Annotated in this window: 26 protein-coding genes; 13 read left to right on the top strand and 13 right to left on the bottom strand. The window is 70.7% G+C overall.

All coding sequences use genetic code 11. The features are described from left to right. Positions 1-60: 60 nt before the first annotated feature. On the top strand, positions 61-1170 hold the full coding sequence (locus HEP81_RS17680; protein ID WP_037660384.1) for a DUF2786 domain-containing protein: 1110 nt from the start codon (positions 61-63) through the stop codon (positions 1168-1170). Positions 1171-1196: 26 nt separating this feature from the next. Here the strand turns inward: HEP81_RS17680 and HEP81_RS17675 are convergent, their stop codons facing one another. Next, positions 1197-1715 carry a DUF4232 domain-containing protein gene (locus tag HEP81_RS17675; RefSeq protein ID WP_037660382.1) on the bottom strand — a complete coding sequence of 173 codons (519 nt, stop codon included), beginning with the start codon at positions 1713-1715 and terminating at the stop codon, positions 1197-1199. Positions 1716-1860: 145 nt separating this feature from the next. After that, positions 1861-2370: a hypothetical protein gene (locus HEP81_RS17670; protein ID WP_243279448.1), complete on the bottom strand. Its 510-nt coding sequence runs from the start codon at positions 2368-2370 to the stop codon at positions 1861-1863. A gap of 450 nt (positions 2371-2820) precedes the next feature. On the opposite strand from HEP81_RS17670, the gene HEP81_RS17665 reads away from it, so the two are divergent. After that, entirely contained in the window at positions 2821-3090 is a 270-nt protein-coding gene (locus HEP81_RS17665) for a DUF397 domain-containing protein (RefSeq protein ID WP_051850457.1), read from the top strand. Positions 3091-3158: 68 nt separating this feature from the next. On the opposite strand, the gene HEP81_RS17660 is transcribed toward HEP81_RS17665, so the two are convergent. Next, positions 3159-3656 carry an ATP-binding protein gene (locus HEP81_RS17660; RefSeq protein WP_243279447.1) on the bottom strand — a complete coding sequence of 166 codons (498 nt, stop codon included), beginning with the start codon at positions 3654-3656 and terminating at the stop codon, positions 3159-3161. Between the two features lie 344 nt (positions 3657-4000). Here HEP81_RS17660 and HEP81_RS17655 point away from each other — a divergent pair, with 344 nt between their 5' ends. From HEP81_RS17655 to HEP81_RS17645, 3 genes are all read left to right on the top strand, one after another. Then, positions 4001-4825, top strand: a complete 825-nt coding sequence (locus HEP81_RS17655; RefSeq protein ID WP_051850460.1) for a helix-turn-helix domain-containing protein — start codon at positions 4001-4003, stop codon at positions 4823-4825. A 75-nt stretch (positions 4826-4900) separates the two neighbouring features. After that, positions 4901-6361, top strand: a complete 1461-nt coding sequence (locus HEP81_RS17650; protein WP_037660378.1) for an aldehyde dehydrogenase family protein — start codon at positions 4901-4903, stop codon at positions 6359-6361. 120 nt (positions 6362-6481) lie between these two features. Further along, positions 6482-7024 (top strand): DinB family protein, encoded by a 543-nt coding sequence (locus HEP81_RS17645; protein WP_037660376.1) that lies wholly within the window; start codon positions 6482-6484, stop codon positions 7022-7024. 74 nt (positions 7025-7098) lie between these two features. On the opposite strand, the gene gad is transcribed toward HEP81_RS17645, so the two are convergent. Next, positions 7099-8505 (bottom strand): glutamate decarboxylase, encoded by a 1407-nt coding sequence (gene gad / locus HEP81_RS17640; RefSeq protein WP_037660375.1) that lies wholly within the window; start codon positions 8503-8505, stop codon positions 7099-7101. A 178-nt stretch (positions 8506-8683) separates the two neighbouring features. Here gad and HEP81_RS17635 point away from each other — a divergent pair, with 178 nt between their 5' ends. Then, a complete protein-coding gene (locus HEP81_RS17635; protein WP_037660374.1) occupies positions 8684-9445 on the top strand; it encodes a MerR family transcriptional regulator in 762 nt (253 codons plus the stop codon). A gap of 36 nt (positions 9446-9481) precedes the next feature. Here the strand turns inward: HEP81_RS17635 and HEP81_RS17630 are convergent, their stop codons facing one another. Beyond that, positions 9482-9847 (bottom strand): YbjQ family protein, encoded by a 366-nt coding sequence (locus tag HEP81_RS17630; protein ID WP_037660373.1) that lies wholly within the window; start codon positions 9845-9847, stop codon positions 9482-9484. A gap of 134 nt (positions 9848-9981) precedes the next feature. Between HEP81_RS17630 and HEP81_RS17625 the strand changes: the two genes are divergently transcribed. Further along, positions 9982-11013: a DedA family protein gene (locus HEP81_RS17625; protein ID WP_037660371.1), complete on the top strand. Its 1032-nt coding sequence runs from the start codon at positions 9982-9984 to the stop codon at positions 11011-11013. Between the two features lie 5 nt (positions 11014-11018). Here the strand turns inward: HEP81_RS17625 and HEP81_RS17620 are convergent, their stop codons facing one another. After that, a complete protein-coding gene (locus tag HEP81_RS17620) occupies positions 11019-12674 on the bottom strand; it encodes a threonine/serine exporter family protein (protein WP_037660369.1) in 1656 nt (551 codons plus the stop codon). A gap of 114 nt (positions 12675-12788) precedes the next feature. After that, complete coding sequence (locus HEP81_RS17615; protein WP_037660367.1) at positions 12789-13280, bottom strand: inorganic diphosphatase; 492 nt, start codon at positions 13278-13280, stop codon at positions 12789-12791. A 124-nt stretch (positions 13281-13404) separates the two neighbouring features. Between HEP81_RS17615 and dacB the strand changes: the two genes are divergently transcribed. From dacB to folE, 6 genes are all read left to right on the top strand, one after another. Then, positions 13405-14961: a D-alanyl-D-alanine carboxypeptidase/D-alanyl-D-alanine endopeptidase gene (gene dacB / locus HEP81_RS17610; RefSeq protein ID WP_037660365.1), complete on the top strand. Its 1557-nt coding sequence runs from the start codon at positions 13405-13407 to the stop codon at positions 14959-14961. Positions 14962-15095: 134 nt separating this feature from the next. Beyond that, a complete protein-coding gene (locus tag HEP81_RS17605; RefSeq protein WP_037660363.1) occupies positions 15096-16196 on the top strand; it encodes a zinc-dependent metalloprotease in 1101 nt (366 codons plus the stop codon). 192 nt (positions 16197-16388) lie between these two features. Further along, on the top strand, positions 16389-17456 hold the full coding sequence (tilS, locus tag HEP81_RS17600) for a tRNA lysidine(34) synthetase TilS (RefSeq protein ID WP_037660362.1): 1068 nt from the start codon (positions 16389-16391) through the stop codon (positions 17454-17456). A 90-nt stretch (positions 17457-17546) separates the two neighbouring features. Continuing rightward, positions 17547-18107: a hypoxanthine phosphoribosyltransferase gene (gene hpt, locus HEP81_RS17595; RefSeq protein WP_037660361.1), complete on the top strand. Its 561-nt coding sequence runs from the start codon at positions 17547-17549 to the stop codon at positions 18105-18107. Positions 18108-18326: 219 nt separating this feature from the next. Continuing rightward, entirely contained in the window at positions 18327-20366 is a 2040-nt protein-coding gene (ftsH, locus tag HEP81_RS17590; RefSeq protein ID WP_037660360.1) for an ATP-dependent zinc metalloprotease FtsH, read from the top strand. Positions 20367-20490: 124 nt separating this feature from the next. Next, a complete protein-coding gene (folE, locus tag HEP81_RS17585) occupies positions 20491-21096 on the top strand; it encodes a GTP cyclohydrolase I FolE (protein WP_037660359.1) in 606 nt (201 codons plus the stop codon). A 36-nt stretch (positions 21097-21132) separates the two neighbouring features. Here the strand turns inward: folE and HEP81_RS17580 are convergent, their stop codons facing one another. The 6 genes from HEP81_RS17580 to HEP81_RS17555 all read right to left on the bottom strand — a co-directional run bounded on the left by HEP81_RS17580 (position 21133) and on the right by HEP81_RS17555 (position 26242). Continuing rightward, complete coding sequence (locus HEP81_RS17580; RefSeq protein WP_037660358.1) at positions 21133-21624, bottom strand: DUF3180 domain-containing protein; 492 nt, start codon at positions 21622-21624, stop codon at positions 21133-21135. A gap of 79 nt (positions 21625-21703) precedes the next feature. Further along, entirely contained in the window at positions 21704-22315 is a 612-nt protein-coding gene (folK, locus tag HEP81_RS17575; protein WP_037660357.1) for a 2-amino-4-hydroxy-6-hydroxymethyldihydropteridine diphosphokinase, read from the bottom strand. Beyond that, positions 22312-22671, bottom strand: coding sequence for a dihydroneopterin aldolase (gene folB / locus HEP81_RS17570; protein ID WP_037660356.1), 360 nt, complete (start codon positions 22669-22671; stop codon positions 22312-22314). Before folB ends, folK begins: the two co-directional genes overlap by 4 nt. Positions 22672-22941: 270 nt before the next feature. Next, positions 22942-23484: a nuclear transport factor 2 family protein gene (locus HEP81_RS17565; RefSeq protein ID WP_037660354.1), complete on the bottom strand. Its 543-nt coding sequence runs from the start codon at positions 23482-23484 to the stop codon at positions 22942-22944. Then, positions 23481-24359, bottom strand: a complete 879-nt coding sequence (gene folP, locus HEP81_RS17560) for a dihydropteroate synthase (RefSeq protein ID WP_078967573.1) — start codon at positions 24357-24359, stop codon at positions 23481-23483. The genes HEP81_RS17565 and folP overlap by 4 nt, the downstream gene beginning before the upstream one ends. A 68-nt stretch (positions 24360-24427) precedes the next feature. Next, positions 24428-26242, bottom strand: coding sequence for a phosphatidylglycerol lysyltransferase domain-containing protein (locus tag HEP81_RS17555; RefSeq protein WP_037660352.1), 1815 nt, complete (start codon positions 26240-26242; stop codon positions 24428-24430). Positions 26243-26384 lie beyond the last annotated feature (142 nt).

The raw sequence follows: 26384 nt of genomic DNA, 5'->3' as shown, positions 1-26384 counted from the left end.
ATCCACAGGCTGTGGACGGTGCTCGGCGCGTTGTCGGCGGGGCGTGGCACGATCGGCGCTGTGACCAGTTCTGCCAGCACGGTCGAGCGGGCCTTTCGGGCCGCGCTCTACGACGACACCGACACCGGCCTCGACACCGGTGCCTCCCTGCTCGCCGCCGACCCCGCAGCGGACCCCGAACTCGCGCGGCGCGGGGAGGAGTTCATGGCGACCGCGTGGCGGCGCGGCTGGGCACCCGCCGATGTCGTACGGCTCGTGCGGCGCGACCTCGACCAGCCGCATGTGCGGCTGGCCGCGGCCCTGATCCGGGCGCAGTCCGGCGCGGACCGGCCGCGCGGGCGCCGCTGGGCCGCCCAGCTCGACGAGCTGCCCGAGGGCCCGGTCTCCGGAGCCGACCGCTTCTCCCATGCCACCACCGTCCTGGAGCTGTACCGCCTGCTGCTGCGCCTGCCCTCCCTCGAACCCCTTGAGGAGGAGACCCGCCGCACCCACGACCCCGCCGCCTCCCGGCTCCTGGGCCGCATCCGCGCGCTGCTCGCCAAGGCCGAGGCGACCGGCTACCCGGAGGAGGCCGAGGCCCTGACCGCCAAGGCGCAGGAGCTGATGGCCCGGCACAGTGTCGACGAGGCGCTGCTGGCCGCCGCCGCGCCCGCGCCGGACGCGCCCGGGGCCTGCCGGATAGGCGTCGAGCCGCCGTACGAACAGGCCAAGGCCGTCCTGCTGGACGCCGTGGCCACCGCCAACCACTGCCGCGCGGTGTGGAACGAACCGCTCTGCTTCTCCACCGTCGTCGGCTTCGAGGGCGACCTGGAGGCGGTCGAACTGCTCTACACCTCGCTGCTGGTGCAGGCCACGCACGCCATGACCAAGGCCGAGGCGGGCCAGCGGGCGGCCGGGCGCAAGCGCACCAAGACCTTCCGGCAGTCCTTCCTCGCCGCCTACGCCCACCGGGTCGGCGCGCGGCTCGCGACTGCCGCCGAGAGTCAGGTCACCCAGGATCTGCTGCCGGTGCTGGCCACCCGCGAGGTGGCGGTCACCGGCCGCATGGAGCGGATGTTCCCGCAGACCACCACCACCCGGCTGCGCGGGGTGAGCGACGAGGCGGGCTGGACGGAGGGCGCGGCCGCCGCCGACCGCGCCCAGGTCAGGGCGCGGCCACGGCTGGACTGAGACGCGGTCCCCGCGCCCCCGGCGCCTCAGTCGCCGGCCTGCTGGAAGGTGCTCACGGAGGCGTTCGGCTTGGTCGCGGCGCCCTGGCCGGCGATCGGGCCGTACTTCCAGGGGAAGCTCTGCACCGCGTCCCCGCCGGGCAGGGTGATCTTCAGGTCGGTGGCCGCGAGGCTGGTGGCGTCGCCGTCCTTGCCGCGCACATAGCTGATGGTGAAGGTCGCGGCGTCGCCCTTGGCGAGCTTCAGGGTCTGCCCCTTCGCGCCCTTCTGGGCGGACAGCTTCGCGCTCGTGCCGGACCTGCCCAGGGTGACGCCGGGGAAGTCCTCCAGCGTGCAGGTCTTGCTCTGGTTGGTGATGCTGACCGGCACCTCGCCGGTGTCGCCCGCCGCCGGCGCCACGCTCGCCGCTCCGACCTGGAGGGACACCCCGCCGATCTGGCAGGCCGAGCTGTTCTTGCCCCCGCTGCCGCTGTTGCCCCCGCCACCGCAGGCGGTCAGCAGCAGGGCGGCGGCAACGGCGGTGACGGTGAGCGGAAAGGCGCGCATGAGCAGGTCCCATCGAGGTCGTGACGGTGCTCCTGCATCATCGCGCCTGGACGGCGGCCCCGTTCGCGCGCCCCTCGCAAATCACCGCTTCAGGTGTTTCCCGTGTTTTCCGTACGAGAGGGGAGTGCCGTACGAGAGGGGGGTGTCACTGCGCCGCGGCGGTCGGCAGGCCGGACGGCAGTTTGCCGCCCTCCGCCTTGGTGTACGTCTCCTGGCCCACCTTGCCCGACCAGGTGACCTTCATGGAGCTGCCGTCGACCGAGTCGACCATCCCGGTGGTGCGGTCCTTGCTGCCCTTGGCGCAGGTCAGATGGATCATCTGCATGCCGGACTCGGTGCCCGCGGTGCCGCTGCACACCGTGCCGCCGGTCGCGAAGATCCCGGCCTGCTTGCCGTTGATCACCAGGGCCACGATGGTGCCGCCGCTGGTGGCCAGCCAGCTGCCCTGGAGCTTGCCGGAGGCGCCGCTGACTTTGGAGCCGTCGGCGGACGAGGACGGTGTGGGGGCGGCGCTCGTCATGGCCGACGGGTCCGTGGAGGAGTGGTCGCCGCCGCCACCGCCGCCGCACGCCGTCAGCGCCAGCGCGCCCACCAGTCCCGCGGCCAGGGCCGCGATCCGCACCCGTGTACCGGTCGAAGCAGTCGCCGAAGTCACGTCAGGCTCCCCAAGCTGTAGGCGTCGGCCGCCCTCGGCCGGACGGCCCGCAGCAAGCTATCAGCAGAGCCCGCCGGGAACTTCCGTGCGCCAGGACTTCCTTACCGGGCGTGGAACAGTAAGGGCCCGGAATGCGTCTCTTCCTTGTGCACAAGGAAGCCGATCCCGGTGATCCGGCCCGACCCGCGCCATGGATGATCATGGTCGAAAGGAAGTGGGGCGGGCGTGTATCGCCCGCTCCAGGGCAGGCGCTGAGACGGCTTCGGTGAAAACGGCGGCATACGGTCGCACATCGTCAGGTAAAGCGCGCGTCAAGGCTGTAACTGTGAGAACACTCGCCGTGCACGTGCATCTGCTCGTGCAGTTGCACGTGAGGCGGGGGTTATGATCCAGGTCAGTTGACCACCGCATCTATGGCCTCACCAGCCAGTGCACACCGGGGAGCGACCTGTGGACCGCGACGTTGACGGCGTGTTCGGGGGGTACGACGTGTACAACGGCATGGCTGCCACGCAGCTGGACGGAGTGGCCTGGCAGAAGAGCAGGCACAGCAACTCGCAGGGTTCGTGCGTGGAGTTCGCGCGTCTGCCGGGCGGTGAGGTCGCCGTCCGCAACTCCCGCTTCCCGGACGGTCCCGCGCTGGTTTACACACGGGCCGAGATAGAAGCGATGCTGCTGGGCGTCAAGGACGGCGAGTTCGACCACCTGATCGCAGGCTGAACTCGCCCGCACCCGGGCATGCCGGTGTGCGGGCGAGGAAGAGGGGAGACGGCGACGCGCGTAGATGGTCAGGCCGGCTGTTCCACGTGGAACATCGCCCAGACGACCTTCCCCTCCAGTGGACCGGCCAGCGGATGCCAGCCCCAGCTGTCCGCGAAGGACTCGACCAGGAAGAGGCCCCGTCCGGACTCCGCCGAGAAGTCGTCGGAGTCCTGCGGCACCGGCGACTCATGACTGGGGTCCCGCACCGCGCAGACCAGCCGCTCGGCCCATCGCATCAAGTGCAGCCGTACCGAGGAGACATGCTCCTCCGCACACCCGTGCTCACCCGGCAGCGCGTGCCGCAGCGCATTGGTGACGAGTTCGGAGACGGCCAGGCAGGCATCGTCGAAGCGCTCGTTCACGCCCCACTGTTCAAGGGTGTCCCGGGTGAACCGCCGAGCCTCGCGCACCGCTTCGTACCGCGCCGGCAGAGCACAGGACGCGGCGCTGGACACGGCCGCGGGGTCCAACGGCGGAAGGCCCTGCCGTAACGGCTTGAGCATGGTCGATCCATTCGTCCCCATGCGAGGCACTCCCGGGAATTCGCGGTCGTTGCGATGCAGCGGTGGCGCGGGACCATGGTTTCGGATGCGAAGAGCAGATGCAAGGGCAGATGCACGTGCACGCGACCGAAATGGACAGTCCCGTACCACTTCTTGGCCATTTTTTCTGCCATCTCCATGAGGGTTTCCGCCAGTGGTACCGACATCGTCGCCGCCCCGTCTGTCGAAAACGGCCCCGTGCTCTCCGTTTCCGTAACCGTACGAGTACTGCGCGAAGCGTTTTAGTGGCAGACTTCGGCCCCTGAAGACGGTTGGGGAGGCTGGCGAACGTGAGCGCGGGAGAGCCCGGATCGGTGGTGCGGCGGATGCTGCTCGGCTCGCAACTCAGGCGACTGCGTGAAGCTCGGGGGATCACGCGTGAGGCGGCGGGGTATTCCATCCGAGCGTCCGAGTCGAAGATCAGCCGGATGGAGCTGGGCCGGGTGAGCTTCAAGACGAGGGACGTCGAGGACCTGCTGACGCTGTACGGCATCACGGACGAGGCGGAGCGCCAGTCGCTGCTGTCCCTCGCCCGCGAGGCCAATGTGGCGGGCTGGTGGCACAGTTACAGCGACGTCCTGCCCAACTGGTTTCCCACCTATGTGGGCCTGGAGGGCGCCGCCACCCTGCTCCGCGCCTACGAGGTGCAGTTCGTGCACGGTCTGCTCCAGACCGAGGAGTACGCCCGCGCGGTGGTCCGGCGCGGCATGAAGGGCGCGAGCGCCGACGACGTCGAACGGCGGGTCGCGCTGCGCCTGGAGCGCCAGAAGTACCTGTTCTCCGACAACGCCCCCGAGTTCCACATCGTCCTGGACGAGGCCGCCCTGCGCCGCCCCTACGGCGACCGCGAGGTGATGCGCGGCCAGCTCCAGCACCTCATCGACATCTCCGAGCGGCCCAATGTGCGGCTCCAGGTCATGCCGTTCAGCTTCGGCGGGCACTCCGGCGAGAGCGGCGCCTTCACCATCCTCAGCTTCCCCGAGTCCGACCTCTCCGACGTCGTCTACCTGGAGCAGCTGACCAGTGCGCTGTACCTCGACAAGCGCGAGGACGTGGCCCAGTACGAGCAGGCGCTGAAGGAGTTGCAGCAGGACAGCCCGGGTCCGGACGAGAGCCGTGATCTTCTGCGAGGACTACGCCAACTCACTTGACCCGCAAGTAGGATGACGCGTGATCAGACTCAGACCGTGGCCGGGTTCCGGCTCCGCTAGTGATTGAGGGATCACATGTCGTCCTATTTCAGCGACCTGGCCCAGCAGTACATCGACGGCGAATGGCGACCGGGCAGCGGTTCCTGGGACGTCATCGACTTCAATCCGTACGACGACGAGAAGCTGGCCTCGATCACGGTTGCCACCGTCGACGAGGTCGACCAGGCCTACCGGGCGGCCGAGCGCGCCCAGAAGGCATGGGCGGACACCAACCCGTACGCCCGGCGCTCGGTGTTCGAGCGGGTGCTCAGACTGGTCGAGGACCGCGAGCAGGAGATAGCCGACCTGATCATCGCGGAGCTCGGCGGCACCCGGGTGAAGGCCGGCTTCGAGCTGCACCTCGCCAAGGAGTTCCTGCGCGAGTCCGTCCATCTGGCGCTGCGCCCCGAGGGCAGGATCCTGCCCTCCCCGGGTGAGGGCAAGGAGAACCGCGTCTACCGGGTCCCGGTGGGCGTCGTGGGCGTGATCAGCCCCTTCAACTTCCCCTTCCTGCTGTCGCTGAAGTCCGTCGCCCCGGCCCTCGCGCTCGGCAACGGCGTGGTGCTCAAGCCGCACCAGAACACCCCGATCGCGGGCGGCACCCTGATCGCCCGGCTCTTCGAGGAGGCGGGCCTGCCCGCCGGGCTGCTGAACGTGGTCGTCACCGACATCGCCGAGATCGGCGACGCCTTCATCGAGCACCCCGTCCCGAAGGTCATCTCCTTCACCGGCTCCGACCAGGTGGGCCGGCACGTGGCCACGGTATGCGCCGCGAACTTCAAGCGCTCGGTGCTCGAACTGGGCGGCAACAGCGCACTGGTGGTGCTGGACGACGCGGACCTCGACTACGCGGTGGACGCGGCGGTCTTCAGCCGGTTCGTGCACCAGGGCCAGGTCTGCATGGCCGCCAACCGGGTCCTGGTGGACCGCTCGGTCGCGGACGAGTTCACCGAGAAGTTCGTCGCCAAGGTGCGCACCCTCAAGGTGGGTGATCCCAGCGACCCGGAGACCGTCATCGGCCCGGTGATCAACTCCGCGCAGGCGAACGCCGTTTCCGGCGTGGTCGAGCAGGCGCTCGCGGAGGGTGCGACGGCGCTGGTGCACGGCGGTACGACCAACAACCTGGTCGAGCCCTCGGTGCTCACCGGCGTCCCCGCCGACTCCCCGCTCCTCCAGCAGGAGGTGTTCGGACCGGTCGTCTTCCTGGTGCCGTTCGACGGCGAGGAAGAGGCGGTGCGGATCGTCAACGACACGCCCTACGGCCTCAGCGGCGCCGTGCACACCGGGAACATCGAGCGGGGTGTCTCCTTCGCCAAGCGGGTCGACACCGGCATGTTCCATGTGAACGACGGCACCGTGCACGACGAGCCGATCGTGCCCTTCGGCGGCGAGAAGCACTCCGGTGTCGGCCGGCTCAACGGCGAGACGACCCTGGAGGCGTTCACCACGGTCAAGTGGATCTCCGTCCAGCACGGGCGCAGCGGCTTCCCGTTCTGATCGCCGCCGATCTTCCCGACCACCGCCACGGCCCTTTAGGACAGGATCTGACCTAGAGGGCCCGTAGCTTTTTCGATGTCGGGGCGAACGCCACGGCGAACCGAGGAAAGGCGACCGGTCATGGTCACGCATGTGTCCGCAGAGGTGCGGGGCGACGAGCGGGGAGCGCTGCTGGCGTTCATCGAGGAGCAGCGCGGCGGGATCCGCCGGTCGGTGCTCGGGCTGACCGAGGAGCAGGCCCGCAGCCGGCCGAGCGCGAGCGAGCTGTCACTGGGCGGGCTGCTCAAGCATGCCGCCGAGGTCGAGCAGATGTGGCTCGCCCGGGCCCGGCAGGAGGCGCCGCCGGTACGGCGGGATCAGTCCAACTGGCACGAGAGCTTCGAGCTGGTCGGCGAGGAGACGGTGGCCTCGCAGCTCGCCCACTGGGAGCGGGTCGCCGCCGAGACGGAGAAGTTCATCCGCTCCGCGCCGAGCCTGGACGACACCTTCCCGCTTCCGCCGGACCCCTGGTTCCCGCCGGAGGGCCGGGTCTCCCTGCGCTGGCTCTGCCTCCATCTGATCCGGGAGACCGCCCGCCACGCCGGCCACGCCGACATCGTCCGCGAGTCCCTCGACGGGAAGACCGCGTTCGAGCTGGTGGCCCTGGAGCGGGCGCGGGGCTGACCGGAGCCCGCCGAGCCACCGCTGGCCGCGGCCACCGCGCCGTCCTGCCCGGTGGTGTCCTGCCCGATGGTGTCCTAATGGTGGAAGCTCGTCGCCGCCTCCTTGTCCCGGTTCAGCGGGTGCGGCTGGCGGCGCAGTTCCGGCAGGAGGCGGGTCAGGTCGGCCAGGAAGAGGTCGGCCAGGTCGTGCGAGAAGCCGTTGCGGCAGACGATGCGCAGGACGGAGAGGTCCTCGCGGTTGGCCGGGAAGGTGTACGCCGGGACCAGCCAACCGCTCTCGCGCATCCGGCGGGAGACGTCGAAGACGTCGTACGCCGTGACATGGTCAGCCGTGGTCAGCGCGAACACCGGGAGTTCGTCGCCCCGGGTCAGCAGCCGGAAGTCGCCGAGGCCCTCGATGCGGTCGGCGAGGGAGCGGGCCACGTCACGGGTGGACTGCTGGACCGCCCGGTAGCCCTCGCGGCCCAGACGCAGAAAGTTGTAGTACTGCGCGACGACCTGGGCGCCGGGGCGGGAGAAGTTAAGGGCGAAGGTCGGCATGTCGCCGCCCAGGTAGTTCACCCGGAAGACCAGCTCCTCGGGCAGCGCCTCCGAGTCCCGCCACAGGGCCCAGCCGACACCGGGATACACCAGCCCGTACTTGTGTCCCGAGGTGTTGATGGAGGCCACCCGCGGCAGCCGGAAGTCCCACACCAGGTCCTCGTCCAGGAAGGGCGCCACCATCGCGCCGGAGGCTCCGTCCACATGCACCGGGATGTCCAGGCCGGTGCGCTCCTGAAGGGCGTCCAGGGCCGCGCACAGCTCGGCGATCGGCTCGTAGGAACCGTCGAAGGTCGAGCCGAGGATGCCGACGACACCGATGGTGTTCTCGTCGCACAGCTCGGCCGCCGCCCGCGGGTCCAGGTGGTAGCGGTCGCCGTCCATGGGGATCAGCCGCGCCTCCACCTCCCAGAAGTTGCAGAACTTCTCCCAGCACACCTGGACGTTGATCCCCATCACCAGGTTGGGCCGCGCGCCTGGGTACCGGTCGGCGTTGCGCTGCATCCAGCGGCGCTTGAGGGCCATCCCGGCCAGCATGCACGCCTCGCTGGACCCGGTGGTCGAACAGCCCACCGCGGCCGCCGGATCCGGCGCGTTCCACAGATCCGCGAGCATCGCCACGCAGCGCCGCTCCAGCTCGGCGGTGCGCGGATACTCGTCCTTGTCGATCATGTTCTTGTCCCGGCACTCCGCCATCAGCACGCCGGCCTGCGGCTCCATCCAGGTGCTGACGAACGTGGCCAGATTCAGCCGGGAATTGCCGTCCAGCATCAGCTCGTCATGCACCAGCTGATACGCCGTCGTGGGCGGCATCGGGGCGTCCGGAAGCCGGTGCGTGGGCGGGGCCTCGGTCATACCGCCGACCGGGTTCGCCTCCCCGAAGAACGGGTTGACGGACAACACCCGCTCCTGATGCTTCTGCGGACCTTTGTGCAGGGCCATGGCTGCCTCCTCGCCGCCACCTTATGCAAGGCCGCACCACCCCGACATCCGGAATGACCCGGACGCCTACCCTGACCCCCGTGCCCCGGCATCAGGATCGCCGCGGACTTGCACCTCACGTCACGTGAGGCCGCAGGCTGACCGTCGTACCGACCGACGAACGGAAGGGAGTGGACAGTTGGGCTACTCCGTGGGACAGGTCGCGGGGTTCGCCGGTGTCACGGTGCGCACCATGCACCACTACGACGAGATCGGCCTCCTGGCGCCCGGCGGGCGCACCCATGCGGGTCACCGCCGCTACACCGACGCCGACCTCGACCGGCTCCAGCGGATCCTGTTCTACCGGGAGCTCGGCTTTCCGCTCGACGAGGTCGCGGTGCTGCTCGACGACCCGGACGCGGACCCGCGCGCGCATCTGCGCCGCCGGCATGCCCTGCTGACCGCCCGGATCGAGAAGCTGCGCCGGATGGCCGAGGCCGTGGAACACGCCATGGAGGCACGCAGGATGGGCATCGATCTGACACCCGAGGAGCGGTTCGAGGTGTTCGGGGACAAGGATCCCGAGCAGTACGCCGAGGAGGCGGAGGCCCGCTGGGGCGGCACGGCGCAGTGGGCCGAGTCCCAGCGCCGCGCCGCCACTTACAGCAAGGAGGACTGGAAGCGGCTCCGGGCCGAGGTCGACGACTGGAGCGAGCGCTACACCCGTCTGGTGGCCGCGGGCGAGCCCGCGACGGGGGAGGCCGCCAGGGCCATGGCCGAGGAGCACCGGCAGCACATCGGCCGGTGGTTCTACGACTGCCCGTACCCGATGCACCGCTGTCTCGCCGAGATGTATGTCGCCGACGAGCGCTTCAAGGCGTACTACGACGCGATGCACCCCGGGCTCGCCGAACACCTGCACGCCGCGATCCTGGCGAACGCCGACCGGCAGGCCTCCTGAGCGGCCGCCGCGCCCCGAACCGGTCCTGGACCCGGGTCACTCCCGGGCCAGGACCACCGCCGTGCCGTAGGCGCAGACCTCGGTGCCCGTGTCCGCCGCCTCCGTCACGTCGAACCGGAACGCGAGCACCCCGTTGGCGCCCCGCGCGCGTGCCTGCTCCACCAGGCGCTCCATGGCCTGGTTGCGGGTCTGCACCAGCGTCTTGGTGAGCCCCCTCAGCTCGCCGCCGATCATCGACTTCAGCCCGGCGCCGATCTGGCTGCCCAGATGCCGGGAGCGCACGGTGAGCCCGAAGACCTCGCCGATCACCCGCTCCACCCGGTGGCCCGGCACGTCGTTCGTCGTCACGACCAGTACGTCCGGCTGGGGTCCCTGACCGCCGCCGAAGTCGTCGAGTCCCATGGATCACCGCTTTCTTCCCGTCGTCCCGGGCGTCATCGGGGGAACCCGGGGCGCTCACGTCACGTTGATAGCTTTGTGCGGCCCTACCCGGTCACCGTAGCCGCCCCTTCTCCCCCCTTCAGGAGCCCGGACCCGTGATGACACTCGCCCTAGGCCCGAGCTGGCTCGATCCCAACTATCTGCTCGACACGTACAGCATCTGGGGTCTGCTGCTCATAGTCTTCGCCGAGTCCGGCCTGCTCATCGGCTTCTTCCTGCCCGGCGACTCGCTGCTGTTCACCTGCGGTCTGCTGATCACCTCGCACCAGCTGGACTTCCCGCTGTGGGGCGCGATCGCCCTGATCTGCGTCGCCGCGATCCTCGGTGACCAGGCGGGCTACATGTTCGGCAAGAAGGTCGGCCCGTCCCTGTTCAACCGGCCGGACTCGCGCCTGTTCAAACAGGAGAACGTCGTCAAGGCGAACGAGTTCTTCGAGAAGTACGGCCCCAAGTCGCTGATCCTGGCCCGCTTCGTGCCGGTGGTGCGCACCTTCACGCCGATCATCGCGGGCGTGAGCGGCATGCGCTACCGCTCCTTCCTGATCTTCAACGTCATCGGCGGCACCCTGTGGGGCGCGGGTGTCACGCTGCTCGGCTCCTGGCTCGGCAACATCGCCGTCGTCAAGAACAACATCGAGGCGATCCTGATCCTGATCGTCCTCGTCTCGGTGGTGCCGATCGCGATCGAGTACCTCAGGGCGCGCGCCAAGAGCAAGAAGGCCCCCGCGGAGCGGCCCCGCCCGGCCGCCGAGGCGCCGCGGTTCCCGCAGCCGCCGGTCATGGACGACGCCACCACCCGGCTGCGCCGCATCGAGCCGGACGAGCGCCACGGGCAGCAGCAGTACGGCGGGCAGCAGTATGGCGAGCAGCAGTACGGCGAGCAACAGTACGGCGGCCAGGGGCACGACCAGGGCTACGGCAACCAGGAGGGCTACGGCGGCCAGGGCTACGGCAACCAGCACCAGCCCCAGTATCAGCAGCCGCAGTACCAGCAGCCCCAGCAGCAGGACTGGAACCAGCCCCAGCAGCCGTACTACGACCCGCGGCAGTACCCGCAGCAGCAGGGCCAGAGCCAGGGCCAGAGCCAGGGCCAGAACCAGTACCCGTACGACTACCGGGAGCAGTGAGCCCCTCAGAAGCCCCTGGTCCGCTTCGCCGCCCGGCGCTTCCCGGGGGAGCCGACCCGCAGGAAGAGCCGGAAGACCTCCGAGCCCAGATTGACCCCGATCGCGATCGCCATGGCCAGCGACGCCGCGTTGGCCAGTGACACCAGCCCCTTGTCCACGTTGTTCTGCGCCATGTTCAGCAGGCCGAAGTACGTGGCGGAACCGGGCAGCAGCGGCCCGATCGCCGCTGTCGTGTAGGGGAGCGCGGAGGCGAACCGGTAGCGGGACAGCAGCTGCCCGAACAGCCCGACCAGGCCGGCGGCGACGGCCGTGGAGGCCACCGGCGAGATGTCGGCGACATCGCGCATCGCGCCGTACACGCTCCAGGCGACGCCTCCGTTGAGGGTCACCCAGAGCACGGTGGACCGTTCCTGCTGGAGGAGCACCGCGAAGGTCAGCGACAGCAGCATGGAGGCCGCGATCTGGATCAGGGGCCGCGGGGAGATGTGCAGCGCCGCCTCCGGGTTGAGCTTGCCGCCCACCTTCACGCCGAAGTACAGGACGAGCAGCACCCCGGCGACGATGCCCACGAAGAAGTACAGGACCTCCAGGAGACGGGCCGAGGCGGTGATGTAGAAGCCCGTCAGGCCGTCCTGGACGCCCGCCACCAGTGCCCGTCCGGGCAGCAGCGCGAACAGCCCACCGGTGATCACCGCGGACGCCTTCACATCCACATGGGCCAGCGCGAACGCCACCCCGATCGCCGCGGGCGGCATCGCGGCCACCGTGAACTGGTAGAACTCCGGCAGCCCGCGCCCCGCGCACAGCCAGGCGAGCCGGTCGCCGAGCATCGCGCCGACCGCCGCCGCGAAGAACACGATCAGATCGCCGCCGACGAGGATCGAGGCGGCGCCCGCCAGCAGCCCGCTGGCCAGGGTCAGCGCCCAGCCGGGGTAGGGGTGCCGGTTGCGCCGTATCTCCGCGAGCCGCCGGTAGGCCTCCTCCAGGGAGACATGGGTCTCGGGGTCGGACAGGTCGTCCACCAGCCGGAAGACGGCCGCCAGCCGGGTGTAGTCGGTGCCCCGGCGCCGTACCGTCCGCGAGGCCGTCACCGGGTCCTCGACCAGGGACGGCTGGTGCGAGATCGACAGCAGGGTGAAGGTGACGTTGGGCTCGCAGCGGTCCAGGCCGTAGGACCGGCACACCGCGAACATCGCGGCCTCCACGTCCTCCGCGCCCTCGCCGCCCGCCAGCAGCAGCTCACCGATACGCAGGGTCAGGTCCAGCACGCGCGGGACGGCCGGGCCGCTCTCCTCCTCGTGCTGCACCGGTTCGGGCGCCGGGCGGTCCGCCACCGACATGCGCAGCATGGTGCGCATCCGGTCCTGCCAGGGCGCGTCCTTGACCAGGCTGACCAGGGGCACCCCGGTGGCCGGCGTGAACGCGGCCAGGCCGCCCTGGGCGTCGTAGGTGCGCGGCGTGCTGAACGCCGACCCCTCCGGCTCACCGGCCGGCGGCTGCGGCGTGAGCAGCCCCTGCGGCACCTGGAACTCGGAGGTCGTCTCCGGCTCGCCCCCCGTCTTCGGGACGTCGAGTCCCTTGGGGATGGCGAACTCCGATGTGATCTCCGGGTCGTACCGCGCCTCGTCCGACCGGGGCTTGCGGTCGTCCGCCTCCGTCACCTCGCACCGTCCCTGAACGACACCTTCCGCTGGCCTCAGTATGCGCATGCACCGCGGGCGGGCATGCAAACGGGCCGCACACAAAAGCGTGCGGCCCGTCTCGCGAACCAGGGGTCAGTGACCGCCCTGCTCCTTGAAGCGCTTGTAGGACCGCTCGATCTCCTGCTCGGCCTCCGTGCGGCCCACCCAGTTGGCGCCCTCGACGGACTTGCCGGGCTCCAGGTCCTTGTAGACCTCGAAGAAGTGCTGGATCTCCAGGCGGTCGAACTCCGACACGTGGTGGATGTCGCGCAGGTGCTCCACCCGGGGGTCGGTGGCCGGCACGCACAGCAGCTTGTCGTCGCCGCCCGCCTCGTCCGTCATCCGGAACATGCCGATCGCGCGGCACTTGATCAGGCAGCCCGGGAAGGTCGGCTCGTCAAGGATGACCAGCGCGTCCAGCGGGTCGCCGTCCTCGCCGAGGGTGTTCTCGACGAATCCGTAGTCGGTCGGGTAAGCGGTCGAGGTGAAGAGGCGACGGTCCAGACGGATCCGACCGGTCTCGTGGTCCACCTCGTACTTGTTGCGCGAACCCTTCGGGATCTCGATCGTGACGTCGAACTCCACCGGTGGCTCCTTCATGATCAGCACATAGTTCTGGTGATTAAGTGTCCCTCACGCAGGTGTGTGATCGCGAAAGGGGCTGGTGGTCGTGCCAGAGCTCGGGCCTTGGCGGGCCGCGGGACCGCGGGTGAGGCGGATCGCGAGCGCCGTACGACCGCGTCTCACGCACGCCGTAAGAACGGCGAAGCCGCAGGTCACACGCTTGATTTCCACGGTACGACCGCTGTTCGCCGACCTCCCCCGTCCGCGTTCCCTCAGCACCTTGCAGTACACCGCGGGCGCCGCCACCGCCGGCCTGGTGCTCGCCACCGCAGTGGTGACCCTTGCCGGGCCGTGGGACGCCACCGGTCAGCGTACGGCCGAGCGGGACCGGGCAACCGCCCTGGAGCACGCACGTGGCGCAGATCACGGGCCGGGCCCCGCGGCGGGCGGTCCGCGGCCCGCGCCGAGCGCCCCGGCCGTCCTGGCGGGCCTGGGCGCCGCGACCAGCCCCGTGGACACCCGGCAGGCCCCGGCGGCGGGCGGCACGGCCCTGGCGGACGTCCTGGGGCCGCTCCTGGGCTCCGCGGCGCTCGGGGACGGCCATACGGCGGTGGTGGTCGACGTGGCCACCGGCAAGCGGCTCTACAGCGTCGGACCCGACAAGGGGCTCACGCCCGCCTCCACCACCAAGCTCGCCACCGCCACCGCCGCGCTGAACGCGCTCGGCCCGGACCACCGCTTCACCACCCGGACCGCGCTCCTGGGCGGCACCCGCGGACTCGTCCTGGTCGGCGGCGGCGACCCGACGCTCACCGCGCACGCCAAGGCCGACGGATGGGCGAGCCTGCGCACTCTGGCGACACGGACGGCGGCCGCGCTGCGGGAACGCGGCATCCACAAGATCGCACTGTCGTACGACACGACGCTCTACGCCGGTCCCGCCCTGCATCCCATCGGGGTCAACGAGAACCTGGCTCAGGTCAGCGCGCTGGTCGCCGACGAGGGACGTACCGACAACTCCACCAGCGGACCCGTGCGCCGGGTCGCCGACCCGGCGCAGGACGCGGCGCGGAAGTTCGCGGGCTTCCTCAAGGCCGCCGGCGTCGATGCGACCGGCCCCGCCCCGGCGAAGGGCAGCGCGGGCGCCGAGACCGTCGCGAGCGTCTCCTCGCCGCCGCTGTCCGCCCTGGTCGAACGCATGCTGACCAACAGCGACAACGACATCGCCGAGGCCCTCGCCCGGCAGACGGGCCTCGCGAGCGGGCAGCCCGGCAGCTTCGAGGGGGGCGCGAAGGCGATCGCCGGGCAGCTGCGGAAGCTGGGCCTGCCGCTCACCGGTGCGGCCTTCCACGACGGCAGCGGCCTCGACCGCGACGACCGGCTCACGGCCGACCTGCTGACCGCGATCCTGGTCAAGGCCGGCACCCCCGACCACCCCGGTCTGCGCCCCCTGCTCACCGGCCTGCCCATCGCCCACTTCACCGGCACGCTCAGCGCTCGCTACGCCGATGGCGCGGCCGGTCTCGTGCACGCCAAGACGGGCACCCTGACCGGCGTCAACACCCTGGCAGGCACGGTCGTCGACCAGGACGGCCGACTGCTCGCCTTCGCCTTCCTGGCCACCGGCACCGCCGACCCGATGGCCGCCCAGTCGGCCCTGGACAAGACGGCGACGGCACTGTCGGCGTGCGGCTGCGGCTGACCCGCCGGGGGCACCGCGACCGGCCCGCGCCGACCCGGTGCCCCACCGATCCCGGCGCCCACGGCCTGCCCCAAGTGGTAACGCTCACGTACCGTTGACGCATGACAGGCTTCGGAGGCACCGCATCCCCCGGGATGGTCGACTGGAACCTCGCGGTGGCGACCGCGACTCGGCTCGTACGGCCCGGCCCCGACGTCTCGCGTGACGAGGCCCGGTCCGTCGTCGCGGAGCTGCGGCGGCACGCGAAGGCCTCGGAGGAGCACGTGAGGGGCTTCACCCGGCTGGAGACCGAGCAGAGCCACGACACCCCCGTGCTCGTCGTCGACCGCCCCGGCTGGGTCCGGGCCAATGTCGCCGGCTTCCGGGAAATCCTCAAACCGCTCCTGGACAAGATGCAGGAACGCCGCGGCGGCACCCCGGGCAGCGCCGTCCTCGGCGCCGTCGGCGGCAAGGTCACCGGCGTGGAACTGGGCATGCTGCTCTCGTTCCTCTCCTCCCGCGTCCTCGGCCAGTACGAGACCTTCGCCCCCGCCGGCCGCGATCTGCCCGCCGGTGCGAACGGCGGCGGCCGCCTTCTGCTCGTCGCGCCCAACATCGTGCATGTGGAGCGCGAACTCGACGTCGAACCGCACGACTTCCGCCTCTGGGTGTGCCTGCACGAGGAGACCCACCGCACGCAGTTCACGGCCGTGCCCTGGCTGCGTGACCACCTGGAGGGCGAGATCCAGTCTTTCCTGGCGGAGACGGACGTCGACCCCATGACCTTCCTGGAGCGCATCCGGGAGGCCGCCCAGTCCCTCGCCGGGGGCCGCCCCGAGACCGAGGAGGACGACGGCGGCCGCTCCTTCGTGGAGCTGGTGCAGACCCCCGCCCAGCGCGAGATCCTCGGCCGCCTCACCGCCGTGATGTCCCTGCTGGAGGGCCACGCGGACTATGTGATGGACGGGGTCGGCCCGAGCGTCGTGCCGTCCGTGGCCGAGATCCGGGAGAAGTTCCAGCAGCGACGCGCCAAGGGCGCCTCCCGACTCGACCAGGCCCTGCGCAAACTGCTGGGCCTGGATGCCAAACTCAAGCAGTACCGGGACGGCGAACGCTTCGTACGCGCCGTCACGGACCAGGTCGGCATCGACGGCTTCAACCGCGTGTGGACCTCGCCCAACACCCTGCCCACCAAGGCGGAGATCGCCAAACCGGCGGACTGGGTCGCGCGGGTGCACCGCAAGGCCGAGTCGTGAAACGCACGCCGGGGTCGTGAATCGAATCCGGCCGACGGCAGTCGAACGCCCCTCCAATCACCCGTCCGAGGGACCGTGGCTCATGCGTAGGCGTGCGATGCTCGGGGAACGGCCCGCTTCTGTCACCATCTACACACTCTGAGTGACCGAATCAGGCTCACCCCCCGGATACTTCATGAAGGGAACCGGACAATGGGTCCCCATCCTGCGGTCGCGGCGATACGCCTGGCGGTCCGCCGCGTCCTCCACGACATCCTGAACACCCTCCCGACCTCCGGCGAGCGCCCGGACCGGCTGGCCGAGCGGCTCCCCTCCCCGCTCGGATCCGTGCTGGTGGCCCCGCCCGAGAGCCCTCTCGTGCTCGTCGCGTGCTCCGGCGGCGCCGACTCCATGGCCCTCGCCTCCGCCCTCGCCTTCGAAGCCCCCCGGCTCGGTCTGCGCGCCGGCGGCATCACCGTCGACCACGGCCTCCAGCCCGGCTCCGACCTGCGTGCCGAAGAGGTCGCCCTGCGCATGCGCGGCCTCGGCCTCGACCCCGTCGAGTCCGTCTCCGTCGACGTCGGCCGCGACGGCGGCCCCGAGGCCGCCGCCCGGGACGCCCGCTACGCCGCCCTGGACGCCGCGCTCGACCGCCACGGCGCCGCCGCGGTCCTGCTCGGCCACACCCGCGACGACCAGGCCGAGACCGTCCTGCTGGGCCTCGCCCGCGGCTCCGGCATCCGCTCCCTGTCCGGAATGGCCGCGGTCTCGGGGGCCGGCGGCCGTTACCGGCGCCCCTTCCTCCACCTCGACCGGCAGACCGCCCGCAAGGCCTGCATGGTCCAGTCCCTGCCCGTCTGGGACGACCCCCACAACACCGACCCCGCCTACACCCGCTCCCGGCTGCGCCACGAGGGTCTGCCCGCCCTGGAGAAGGCCCTCGGCAAGGGCGTCGTCGAGGCGCTCGCCCGCACCGCCCAGCTCTCCCGCGACGACGCCGACGCCCTCGACTCCTGGGCCAGCCAGGCCGAGGCCTCCGTACGGGACGCCGCCGGACTGCTGGAGTGCGCCAAGCTCTACGCCCTGCCGCCCGCCGTGCGCCGCCGGATCCTGCGCCGCGCCGCCATCGAGGCGGGCGCCCCGGCCGGTTCCCTGTTCGCCCGTCACATCGAGGAAGTCGACCGCCTGATCACCGGCTGGCGCGGCCAGGGAGCCATCAATCTCCCGGGCAGAGTCGTCGCCCAGCGGCAGGGTGGCAGACTGGTGATTCGGCAAGGCTGAATCCCGACCGTTCGGAGCGACCCTCCGGCGGCCGGTACGGGGCAGCCGGAGGCCGTGATTGCGGCCGTAAGTGCGGGACGACCGAAAGTGATGCGGGTGGACGCGAAAGACATGGGTGCCGACCTCGAGAAGGTGCTCATCACCAAGGAAGAGATCGACGCCAAGCTGGCCGAGCTGGCCGCGAAGATCGACGCGGAGTACGCGGGCAAGGACCTGCTGATCGTCGGCGTCCTCAAGGGCGCGGTGATGGTCATGGCCGACCTCGCGCGGGCGTTGTCCACCCCGGTCACCATGGACTGGATGGCCGTGTCCTCGTACGGCGCGGGCACCCAGTCCTCCGGCGTCGTGCGCATCCTCAAGGACCTCGACACCGACATCAAGGGCCGTGACGTCCTGATCGTCGAGGACATCATCGACTCCGGCCTGACCCTGTCCTGGCTGATCAACAACCTCGGTTCGCGCGAGCCCGCCTCCCTCAAGGTGTGCACGCTGCTGCGCAAGCCGGACGCCGCCAAGGTCGCCATCGACGTGGAGTGGGTCGGCTTCGACATTCCGAACGAGTTCGTCGTCGGTTACGGCCTCGACTACGCCGAGAAGTACCGCAACCTGCCGTTCGTCGGTACGCTCGCGCCGCACGTCTACGGCGGCTGACACCGAACCGGGCACATGGGCTGAGCCACTCGGCCCAAGCCCGGCGAGGTGATCGGGAACCCCGGCGGGTCCCGTGCCGTTGAAGCATGCAGAGACGGGTTTCCCGGCTCTCGAAGCGGCTTCACGCGGCTTCGGGCGCCAAGGCTGGGGTACCGTCGGAAGAACTGTCTTATCAAACTCACTATGGCAGGAGGGACGGGGCGGCATCGCTCCGTATGGATGGACGTGAAGCGATACTTCCGTGGGCCGGTCATGTGGATCGTGCTGGCCGTCCTTGCCGTGGTCGTGTTGATGCAGGTCGTCGGCTCGTCCGGCGGCTACAAGTCGGTGGACACCGGCCAGGTCGTCGCGGCGATCAATGCCAACAGGGTCCAGTCGGCCAAGCTGACCACCGGCGACGAGCAGACCGTCAAGGTCACGCTCAAGGACGGCCAGAAGGTCGAGGGCAGCTCCAAGATCCAGGCGAGCTACATCGGCGACCAGGGCGTCCAGCTCGCAAACAACCTGCAGACCAAGTACCAGGACAAGCAGATCCCGGACGGCTACACCGTCGCGCCGTCGAAGCAGAACCCGTTCGTCGGTGTCCTGCTCTCCCTGCTGCCCTTCGTTCTGATCGTCGTCGTCTTCCTGTTCCTGATGAACCAGATGCAGGGCGGCGGCTCCCGGGTCATGAACTTCGGGAAGTCCAAGGCCAAGCTCATCACCAAGGACACCCCGAAGACGACCTTCTCCGACGTCGCCGGCTGTGACGAGGCCGTCGAGGAGCTCCACGAGATCAAGGAGTTCCTCCAGGAGCCGGCCAAGTTCCAGGCCGTCGGCGCCAAGATCCCCAAGGGTGTGCTGCTCTACGGCCGCCCGGGTACCGGTAAGACCCTGCTGGCGCGTGCCGTCGCGGGCGAGGCCGGGGTGCCCTTCTACTCGATCTCCGGTTCGGACTTCGTGGAGATGTTCGTCGGTGTCGGCGCCTCCCGCGTCCGCGACCTGTTCGAGCAGGCCAAGGCGAACGCCCCGGCGATCGTCTTCGTCGACGAGATCGACGCGGTCGGCCGCCACCGCGGCGCCGGCCTCGGCGGTGGTCACGACGAGCGCGAGCAGACCCTCAACCAGCTGCTGGTCGAGATGGACGGCTTCGACGTCAAGGGCGGCGTGATCCTGATCGCGGCGACCAACCGGCCCGACATCCTGGACCCGGCGCTGCTGCGTCCCGGCCGGTTCGACCGCCAGATCGCCGTCGACCCGCCGGACCTCCAGGGCCGTCTGGAGATCCTCAAGGTCCACCAGAAGGGCAAGCCGGTCGCGCCCGACGTCGACCTGGCCGCCGTCGCCCGCCGTACCCCCGGCATGACCGGCGCCGACCTGGCCAACGTGCTGAACGAGGCGGCGCTGCTCACCGCCCGCAGCGACCAGAAGCTGATCGACAACCTGGCGCTGGACGAGGCGATCGACCGCGTGGTCGCGGGCCCGCAGAAGCGGACCCGGATCATGTCGGACAAGGAGAAGAAGATCACCGCGTACCACGAGGGCGGTCACGCCCTGGTCGCGGCGGCCTCGCCGAACTCCGACCCGGTGCACAAGATCACCATCCTGTCCCGCGGCCGTGCCCTCGGCTACACCATGGTCCTGCCGGACGAGGACAAGTACTCGACGACGCGCAACGAGATGCTCGACCAGCTCGCCTACATGCTGGGCGGCCGGGCGGCCGAGGAACTGGTCTTCCACGACCCGACCACCGGTGCCGCCAACGACATCGAGAAGGCCACCAACCTGGCCCGTGCGATGGTCACCCAGTACGGCATGACCGAGCGGCTCGGCGCCATCAAGTTCGGCGGCGACAACAGCGAGCCCTTCCTCGGCCGTGAGATGGCGCATCAGCGCGACTACTCGGAAGAGGTCGCCGCGCTGGTGGACGAAGAGGTCAAGAAGCTCATCGAGACCGCGCACAACGAGGCCTGGGAGATCCTGGTCGAGAACCGCGATGTGCTCGACCACCTCGTGCTCCAGCTGCTGGAGAAGGAGACGCTGGGCAAGGAGGAGATCGCCGAGGTCTTCGCCTCCATCGTCAAGCGCCCGGCGCGGCCCGCCTGGACCGGCTCCTCGCGCCGCACCCCGTCCACCCGCCCGCCGGTGCTCTCCCCCAAGGAGCTGGCACTGACCAACGGTGCGAACGGCACGACGGCCGCGATCAGCACGGTCAAGTCCACCGCCACCGAGTCCGCCCCCGTGACGGACCAGACCCCGGAGGAGCGCCCGGAGAGCTGACCGCACCTAGGTCGCTTCCCGGCCACTCGGGCCCGGAATGAACGCCGCGCCCCCCAGGTTCTAGCCTGGGGGGCGCGGCATTTTCCGTATGCCCGCACGTGGGACGACAGGAACGAGGCATCAGATGACCGACCCGGTGACGCTGGACAGCGAGCGCCCCGTCGGCGAGTTCGACGAGAAGCGCGCCGAGAACGCTGTACGCGAGCTGCTGATCGCCATCGGTGAGGACCCCGACCGCGAGGGGCTGCGCGAGACGCCGGCCCGGGTGGCGCGGGCGTACCAGGAGATCTTCGCCGGCCTGTGGCAGCAGCCCGAGGACGTGCTCACCACGACGTTCGACCTGGGCCATGACGAGATGGTCCTGGTCAAGGACATCGAGGTGTACTCGACCTGTGAGCACCACCTGGTGCCGTTCCGGGGCGTCGCCCATGTCGGCTACATCCCGTCGGTCACCGGGAAGATCACCGGCCTGTCCAAGCTGGCCCGGCTGGTGGACGTCTACGCCCGCCGGCCGCAGGTGCAGGAGCGGCTCACCACGCAGATCGCGGACTCCCTGATGGAGATCCTGGAGCCGCGGGGCGTGATCGTGGTGGTCGAGTGCGAGCACATGTGCATGTCGATGCGCGGCATCCGCAAGCCCGGCGCCAAGACCATAACGTCCGCGGTGCGCGGTCAGCTGCGGGACGCGGCGACCCGCAACGAGGCCATGAGCCTCATCATGGCGCGCTGAGCCGGGATTTCGGCACAGGGCCCGGGGGACCGGCGGTCACGCCGCCGGTTCCGCGCCCTGGTGGTGGTCCTGGTCGTCGTCCTCGGGGAGCTTGCAGACGCGCTCCAGGAAGAGGGCGGCCGCTATGACGGCGAGTCCGGCCAGGACGGAGAAACCGGCGTAGAAGGCCTGGTCGCGGCGGGGCGGAAGGTCGAGCAGCTCCAGCAGGAACACGCCCGTGCCGCCGTACATCCCGGCGACGAGGGCGGCGACCAGGGCGCTGGCCTGGGCGAAGACGACCGCGCGGGCCGCCATCAGCGGGTCGACGCCCTTCGCGCCGGGGCGCCGCTCGCGCTGGGCCTTGAAGCGGGCGCGCAGCGAGAGCGCCGTGGCCAGCAGCACCACGGCGATCAGGGCGAGCACGACGGGTGCGGCCAGGGGGACGCTGGGCAGGGTCCCGATCGAGTTCCAGAGGCGGGCGCCCGCCCAGGACAGGATGCCGGCCACGACGAACACGCCGACCAGCACCCTGATGCGCAGCTCTCTCACGGTGTCCCTTCAGTTCCCCCGGCCCGGGTCCCGGATGAGCCCGGATGCTTGACTGCCGAGTCGTCGTTGACCTTAACGACTACTCGGGCAGTCGGAGTTCCAGGTCCGCGCGCGGCTCGACACCTTCGCGGGTGACGGCGGCGAGCAGCTCGGCCACGGCGCCGCGGCCGGGCAGCTGGGCGCCGGGGTCCACGTCGTGCCAGGGCGCGAGTACGAAGGCGCGCTCGTGGGCGCGCGGGTGGGGCAGGGTCAGCTGCGGGTCGTCGGAGGTGACATCGGCGTAGGCGACGATGTCCACGTCCAGGGTGCGCGGCGCCCAGCGCTCGTCGCGGACGCGGTTGAACGCCTCCTCGATGGCATGGCCCCGCTCCAGCAGGGAGGACGGCGGCAGGGTGGTCTTCAGGGCCACGACGGCGTTGAAGTACGACGGCTGGCTGCCGGGCTCGACGCCCCACGGCTCGGTCTCGTAGACCGGCGAGACGGCCTTCACGCGGACGCCGGGCGTGTCCTCCAGCGCGTCCACGGCGCCCTGGAGGGTCTCCAGGCGGTTGCCGAGGTTGGAACCGATGGAGATCACGGCCCACTTGGGGTTCTGGAGGGTGGTGTCCGCGGCGTCCACCCGCTCGACGACCGAGGCGGGCACCGGCTGGACGGTCGGGTCACTGTGACCCTGGACGAAAGGTCGGGTCATACTCGGCTCCGGGTGATGGTGACGGTCACGTCGTCGAAGGGGACGGTGATCGGGGCGTCCGGCTTGTGGACGCACACCTCGACCTCCTGGACCCCTTCGTGTTTCAGGCAGGTCTGGGCGATCCGCTCGGCGAGGGTCTCGATGAGGTTCACCGGCTCGCCCTCGACCACGGCCACGACCTCCTCGGCCACGACGCCGTAGTGCACGGTCTTCGTCAGGTCGTCGTCGGCCGCGGCCGGCCGGGTGTCCAGGCCCAGGACGAGGTCCACGAGGAAGGTCTGGCCCTCCTCGCGTTCCCTGGGGAACACGCCATGGTGCCCGCGAGCCTTCAGGCCGCGCAGCGCGACACGATCCACGCGAATCACTCCTGCAATCGTCGGGAACGACCGGTCGTACCGCGTGCGTGCGAGACACCGGTCGCAGACGAATCTACCTGCGGGCACCGACAGCGCCGGGCCCCAGGGGCGCGGGCGCGGCCGGGAACGGCAGGGCTCCCCGCCCGTTTTCCCCGGTGAACCCGGTCGCGTCGGGGGTTGGTAGCCGGTCATACCCAGGGGGAGGTGATTCCAACCACTTCCGGGAACCGTCCGGCCGACCGCCCCTTTTCCCGTCCGGTTCCCGCTCGCTCAGCCGAGCGGACCGTCGTCCGGATGCAGGCCGTTCGTGCCGTCGTCGTCGCCCTCGGTGTCATCGTCGTCGGTCTCGGCGAGCACGGGGGAGGCGTGGTGCGACCAGAGCTTCCAGCCCTCGGATGTGCGCCGGAACACATTGGTGGCGACGACGAGCTGGCCGACCAGCGGCCCGAGTTCGTCGCCCTCCGCCGGGGCGGGGCCGCCGCTGAGGATGTTCTCGGTGCAGGTCACCAGCGCGGTGTCGCCGGTGACGGAGACATGGACGTCGGTGAGGAAGAACTGGATGTAGTCGGTGTTCGCCATGATCAGGGCGTACGACCTGAGGACCTCGCCGCGCCCGGTGAGCACCGGCCAGCCGGGGTGCACACAGGAGATCACGCCGCTGTCCGCGGGGTCGTGGTACTCCTCGTCCACGCCCAGGTCGGCGGGGGTGAGCCAGAGGGCCGAGACCTCCTCGAAGTCACCGCGTTCCAGGGCCTCGTAGAAGGCGGTGTTGGCGGCTTCGACCTGTTCGACGTCGGTGTGCGGGGCGCTCACCGGGCTCCGTCCGTCGTCCGGGCCGCCTCGACCGCGCGCGCGACCCGTACGGCGTCGGCGGTGGCGCGCACCTCGTGGACGCGTACGGCCCAGGCACCGGCCTGCGCGGCGAGCGCGGAGACGGCGGCGGTGGCGGCGTCGCGCTCCCGGGCGGGCGGGGGCGCGCCCTCGGGTCCGGCGAGGACCCGGCCGAGGAACCGCTTGCGGGAGGCGGCCACCAGCAGGGGGTGGCCGAGGGCGGTCAGCCGGTCGAGGTGGGCGAGGAGGGCGAGGTCGTGCTCGGCCTCCTTGGAGAAGCCGAGACCGGGGTCGACCACGATCCGGTCGGGCGCGACGCCCCCGGCCAGTACGGCGTCCAACCGGGCGCGCAGTTCGTCGACGACTTCGCCGACGACGTCGTCGTACACCCCGTGGACGGCGGCGCCCTCCAGGAGGCCGCGCCAGTGCATGACGATGAAGGGGGCTCCGGCGTCGGCGACGACCGGGATCATCTCGGGGTCGGCGAGCCCGCCGCTGACGTCGTTGACGAGGGCCGCGCCGGCTTCGAGGGAGCGGGCCGCGACGGAGGCGCGCATGGTGTCCACGGAGACCACGACGCCCTCGGAGGCGAGTCCGCGCACGACCGGGACGACCCGCCGCAGCTCTTCGTCCTCGTCCACCCGGGTGGCGCCCGGGCGGGTGGACTCGCCGCCCACGTCCACCAGGTCGGCGCCCTCGGCGACCAGGTCGAGGCCGTGCTTGACGGCCGCGGTGGTGTCGAACCAGCGGCCGCCGTCGGAGAAGGAATCGGGGGTGACGTTCACGACCCCCATGACCGCGCACCGGTCCCATGCCGGAAGGCCCGCCACTCGGCCGCGCCCGCTGTGGTTGTTCATACGTTCAGCGTAGGCCCCGGGCGGCGCCGCCACGGCCCGGAGGGTTCAGGCGGCGCCGGGAAGGGTGATCACGCCGCACGGGCGTCCCGTTCGGCCACCGTGTGGGCGCACGCGCGTTCGGCTGCCGAGCGCCGGCGGCGCAGGAAGCGGGGCAGTGGCAGGGCCAGGGTGACGAAGCCCTCGGCCTGCATGGTGGCGAAGCCGATGCGGGGCAGGTCGGTGGTGGCGCGGTAGACGATGAAGCGCGGCTCCCAGCGCGGCTGGAACTTGGCGTTGAACTTGTACAGCGACTCGATCTGGAACCAGCGCGAGAGGAACACCAGCAGCCCGCGCCAGGCGCGCAGCACCGGGCCCGCGCCGATCTTCTCGCCGCGTGCGAGGGCGGAGCGGAACATGGCGAAGTTCAGCGAGACCCGGGCGACGCCGAACTTGGGGGCGGCCTGGAGGGCGGCCACGATCAGCAGTTCGTTCATGCCGGGGTCGGCGCTGCGGTCGCGGCGCATCAGGTCGAGCGAGGCGCCGTCGGTGCCCCAGGGCACGAAGTGCAGGATCGCCTTCAGGTCGCCGTACTCACCGGGTTCGTCGTCGGCCTTGTGGGCGGTGGCTATGAGGCAGTCGCCGTCGGACGGGTCGCCGATGCGGCCCAGCGCCATGGAGAAGCCGCGCTCGGTGTCGGTGCCGCGCCAGTCCTCCGCGGCCCGCCGGATGCGCTCCAGTTCCGTCTCGCCGAGGTCAGAGATACGCCGTACCCGGGTTTCGTAGCCGGCCCGCTCGATGCGCTTGACCATCTGCCGGACGTTGCGCATGGCGCGCCCGGCGAGCGAGAAATCCGCGACGTCCACCACCGCCTCGTCGCCCAGTTCCAGGGCGTCCAGGCCGGTCTCGCGGGTCCACACCTCGCCCCCGGTCTCCGAGCAGCCCACGACCGCGGGGGTCCAGGAGTGCGCCTTTGCCTCGTCCATGAAGCGCTCGATGGCGCCCGGCCAGGCCTCGACGTCGCCGATGGGGTCGCCGCTGGCGAGCATCACGCCGGAGATGACGCGGTAGGTGACCGCCGCCTTGCCGCTGGGCGAGAAGACGACCGCCTTGTCGCGGCGCAGCGCGAAGTGGCCGAGGGAGTCGCGGCGGCCGTGCTTGACCAGCAGCTCGCGCAGTTTGACCTCGTCGTCCTCGGTGAGCCGGGCGGCCGGGTGCTCGGGGCGGAAGGCCAGGTAGATCGTGGTGACGGCGGTGAGCCAGCCGAGTGCGCCGAGCGAGAAGGCGACGGTCCAGGACGTCGCGCCCTGGTAGTCGACCGGGCCCTCGAAGCCGAACAGGCCGTAGACGACATGGGTGAGCCGGTCGGCCAGGCTCGGGTCGCCCAGCGTGCGGTGCGGGTGGACGCTGACGATGATCAGCCCGAGGATCAGCGAACCGGCGCTCATCAGCACGAAGTTGGCGAGCGCGCGCCAGCGGCTGCGCGGGTCGGGCAGGGCCGCGAACTCCCGGCGGTGCCGCACCAGTGGTACCAGCAGCACGATCGTGATCAGCAGGCCGATCAGCGAGTGCCGGTAGGCCAGCTGGGCCACCGCGCCGGCCGGCAGCAGCGCGACCGCGGCGCGCCATGCCCGGCGCTTGCGCCGCCTGAGTCCGTGCGCGAGCAGCAGCAACAGCACACCTGTGCTCAGCGAGAGCGCCGCCGCGAAGGGCCCGAAGGACCCGGGCAGCACCTCGGCGAGGGTGTGCATACGGCTGTGCCGGAAGCGCGGGAAGACCCCGGCGGCGATGTCCAGGAGCCCGACGAGGGCGACAGCCCTGCCGACCAGGCCGGGAACGGCCTCGGGGCGCGGGCCGCGCAGTATGCGCCGCGCCCGGCTTGATCGGCCCGGAACCCCGCCCGACATTTCCCCATCTATCCTGACAGACATCGCATCCCGTAGTTCTGCGAGAGACCTTGAACCCGGGCCCGATCGGGCATCCGGTGACATTGCGCCCTCTAGGACGGTGTCTTGGGGAGAGAGGTTCACTCCCCACCGGAAAGTCGGG

The sequence above is a fragment of the Streptomyces griseofuscus genome (genome assembly GCF_014673495.1).
Taxonomy (GTDB): domain Bacteria; phylum Actinomycetota; class Actinomycetes; order Streptomycetales; family Streptomycetaceae; genus Streptomyces; species Streptomyces murinus.
The sequence above is the reverse complement of the archived record's forward strand: the minus strand, read 5'-3'. Positions and strand labels throughout refer to the sequence as shown.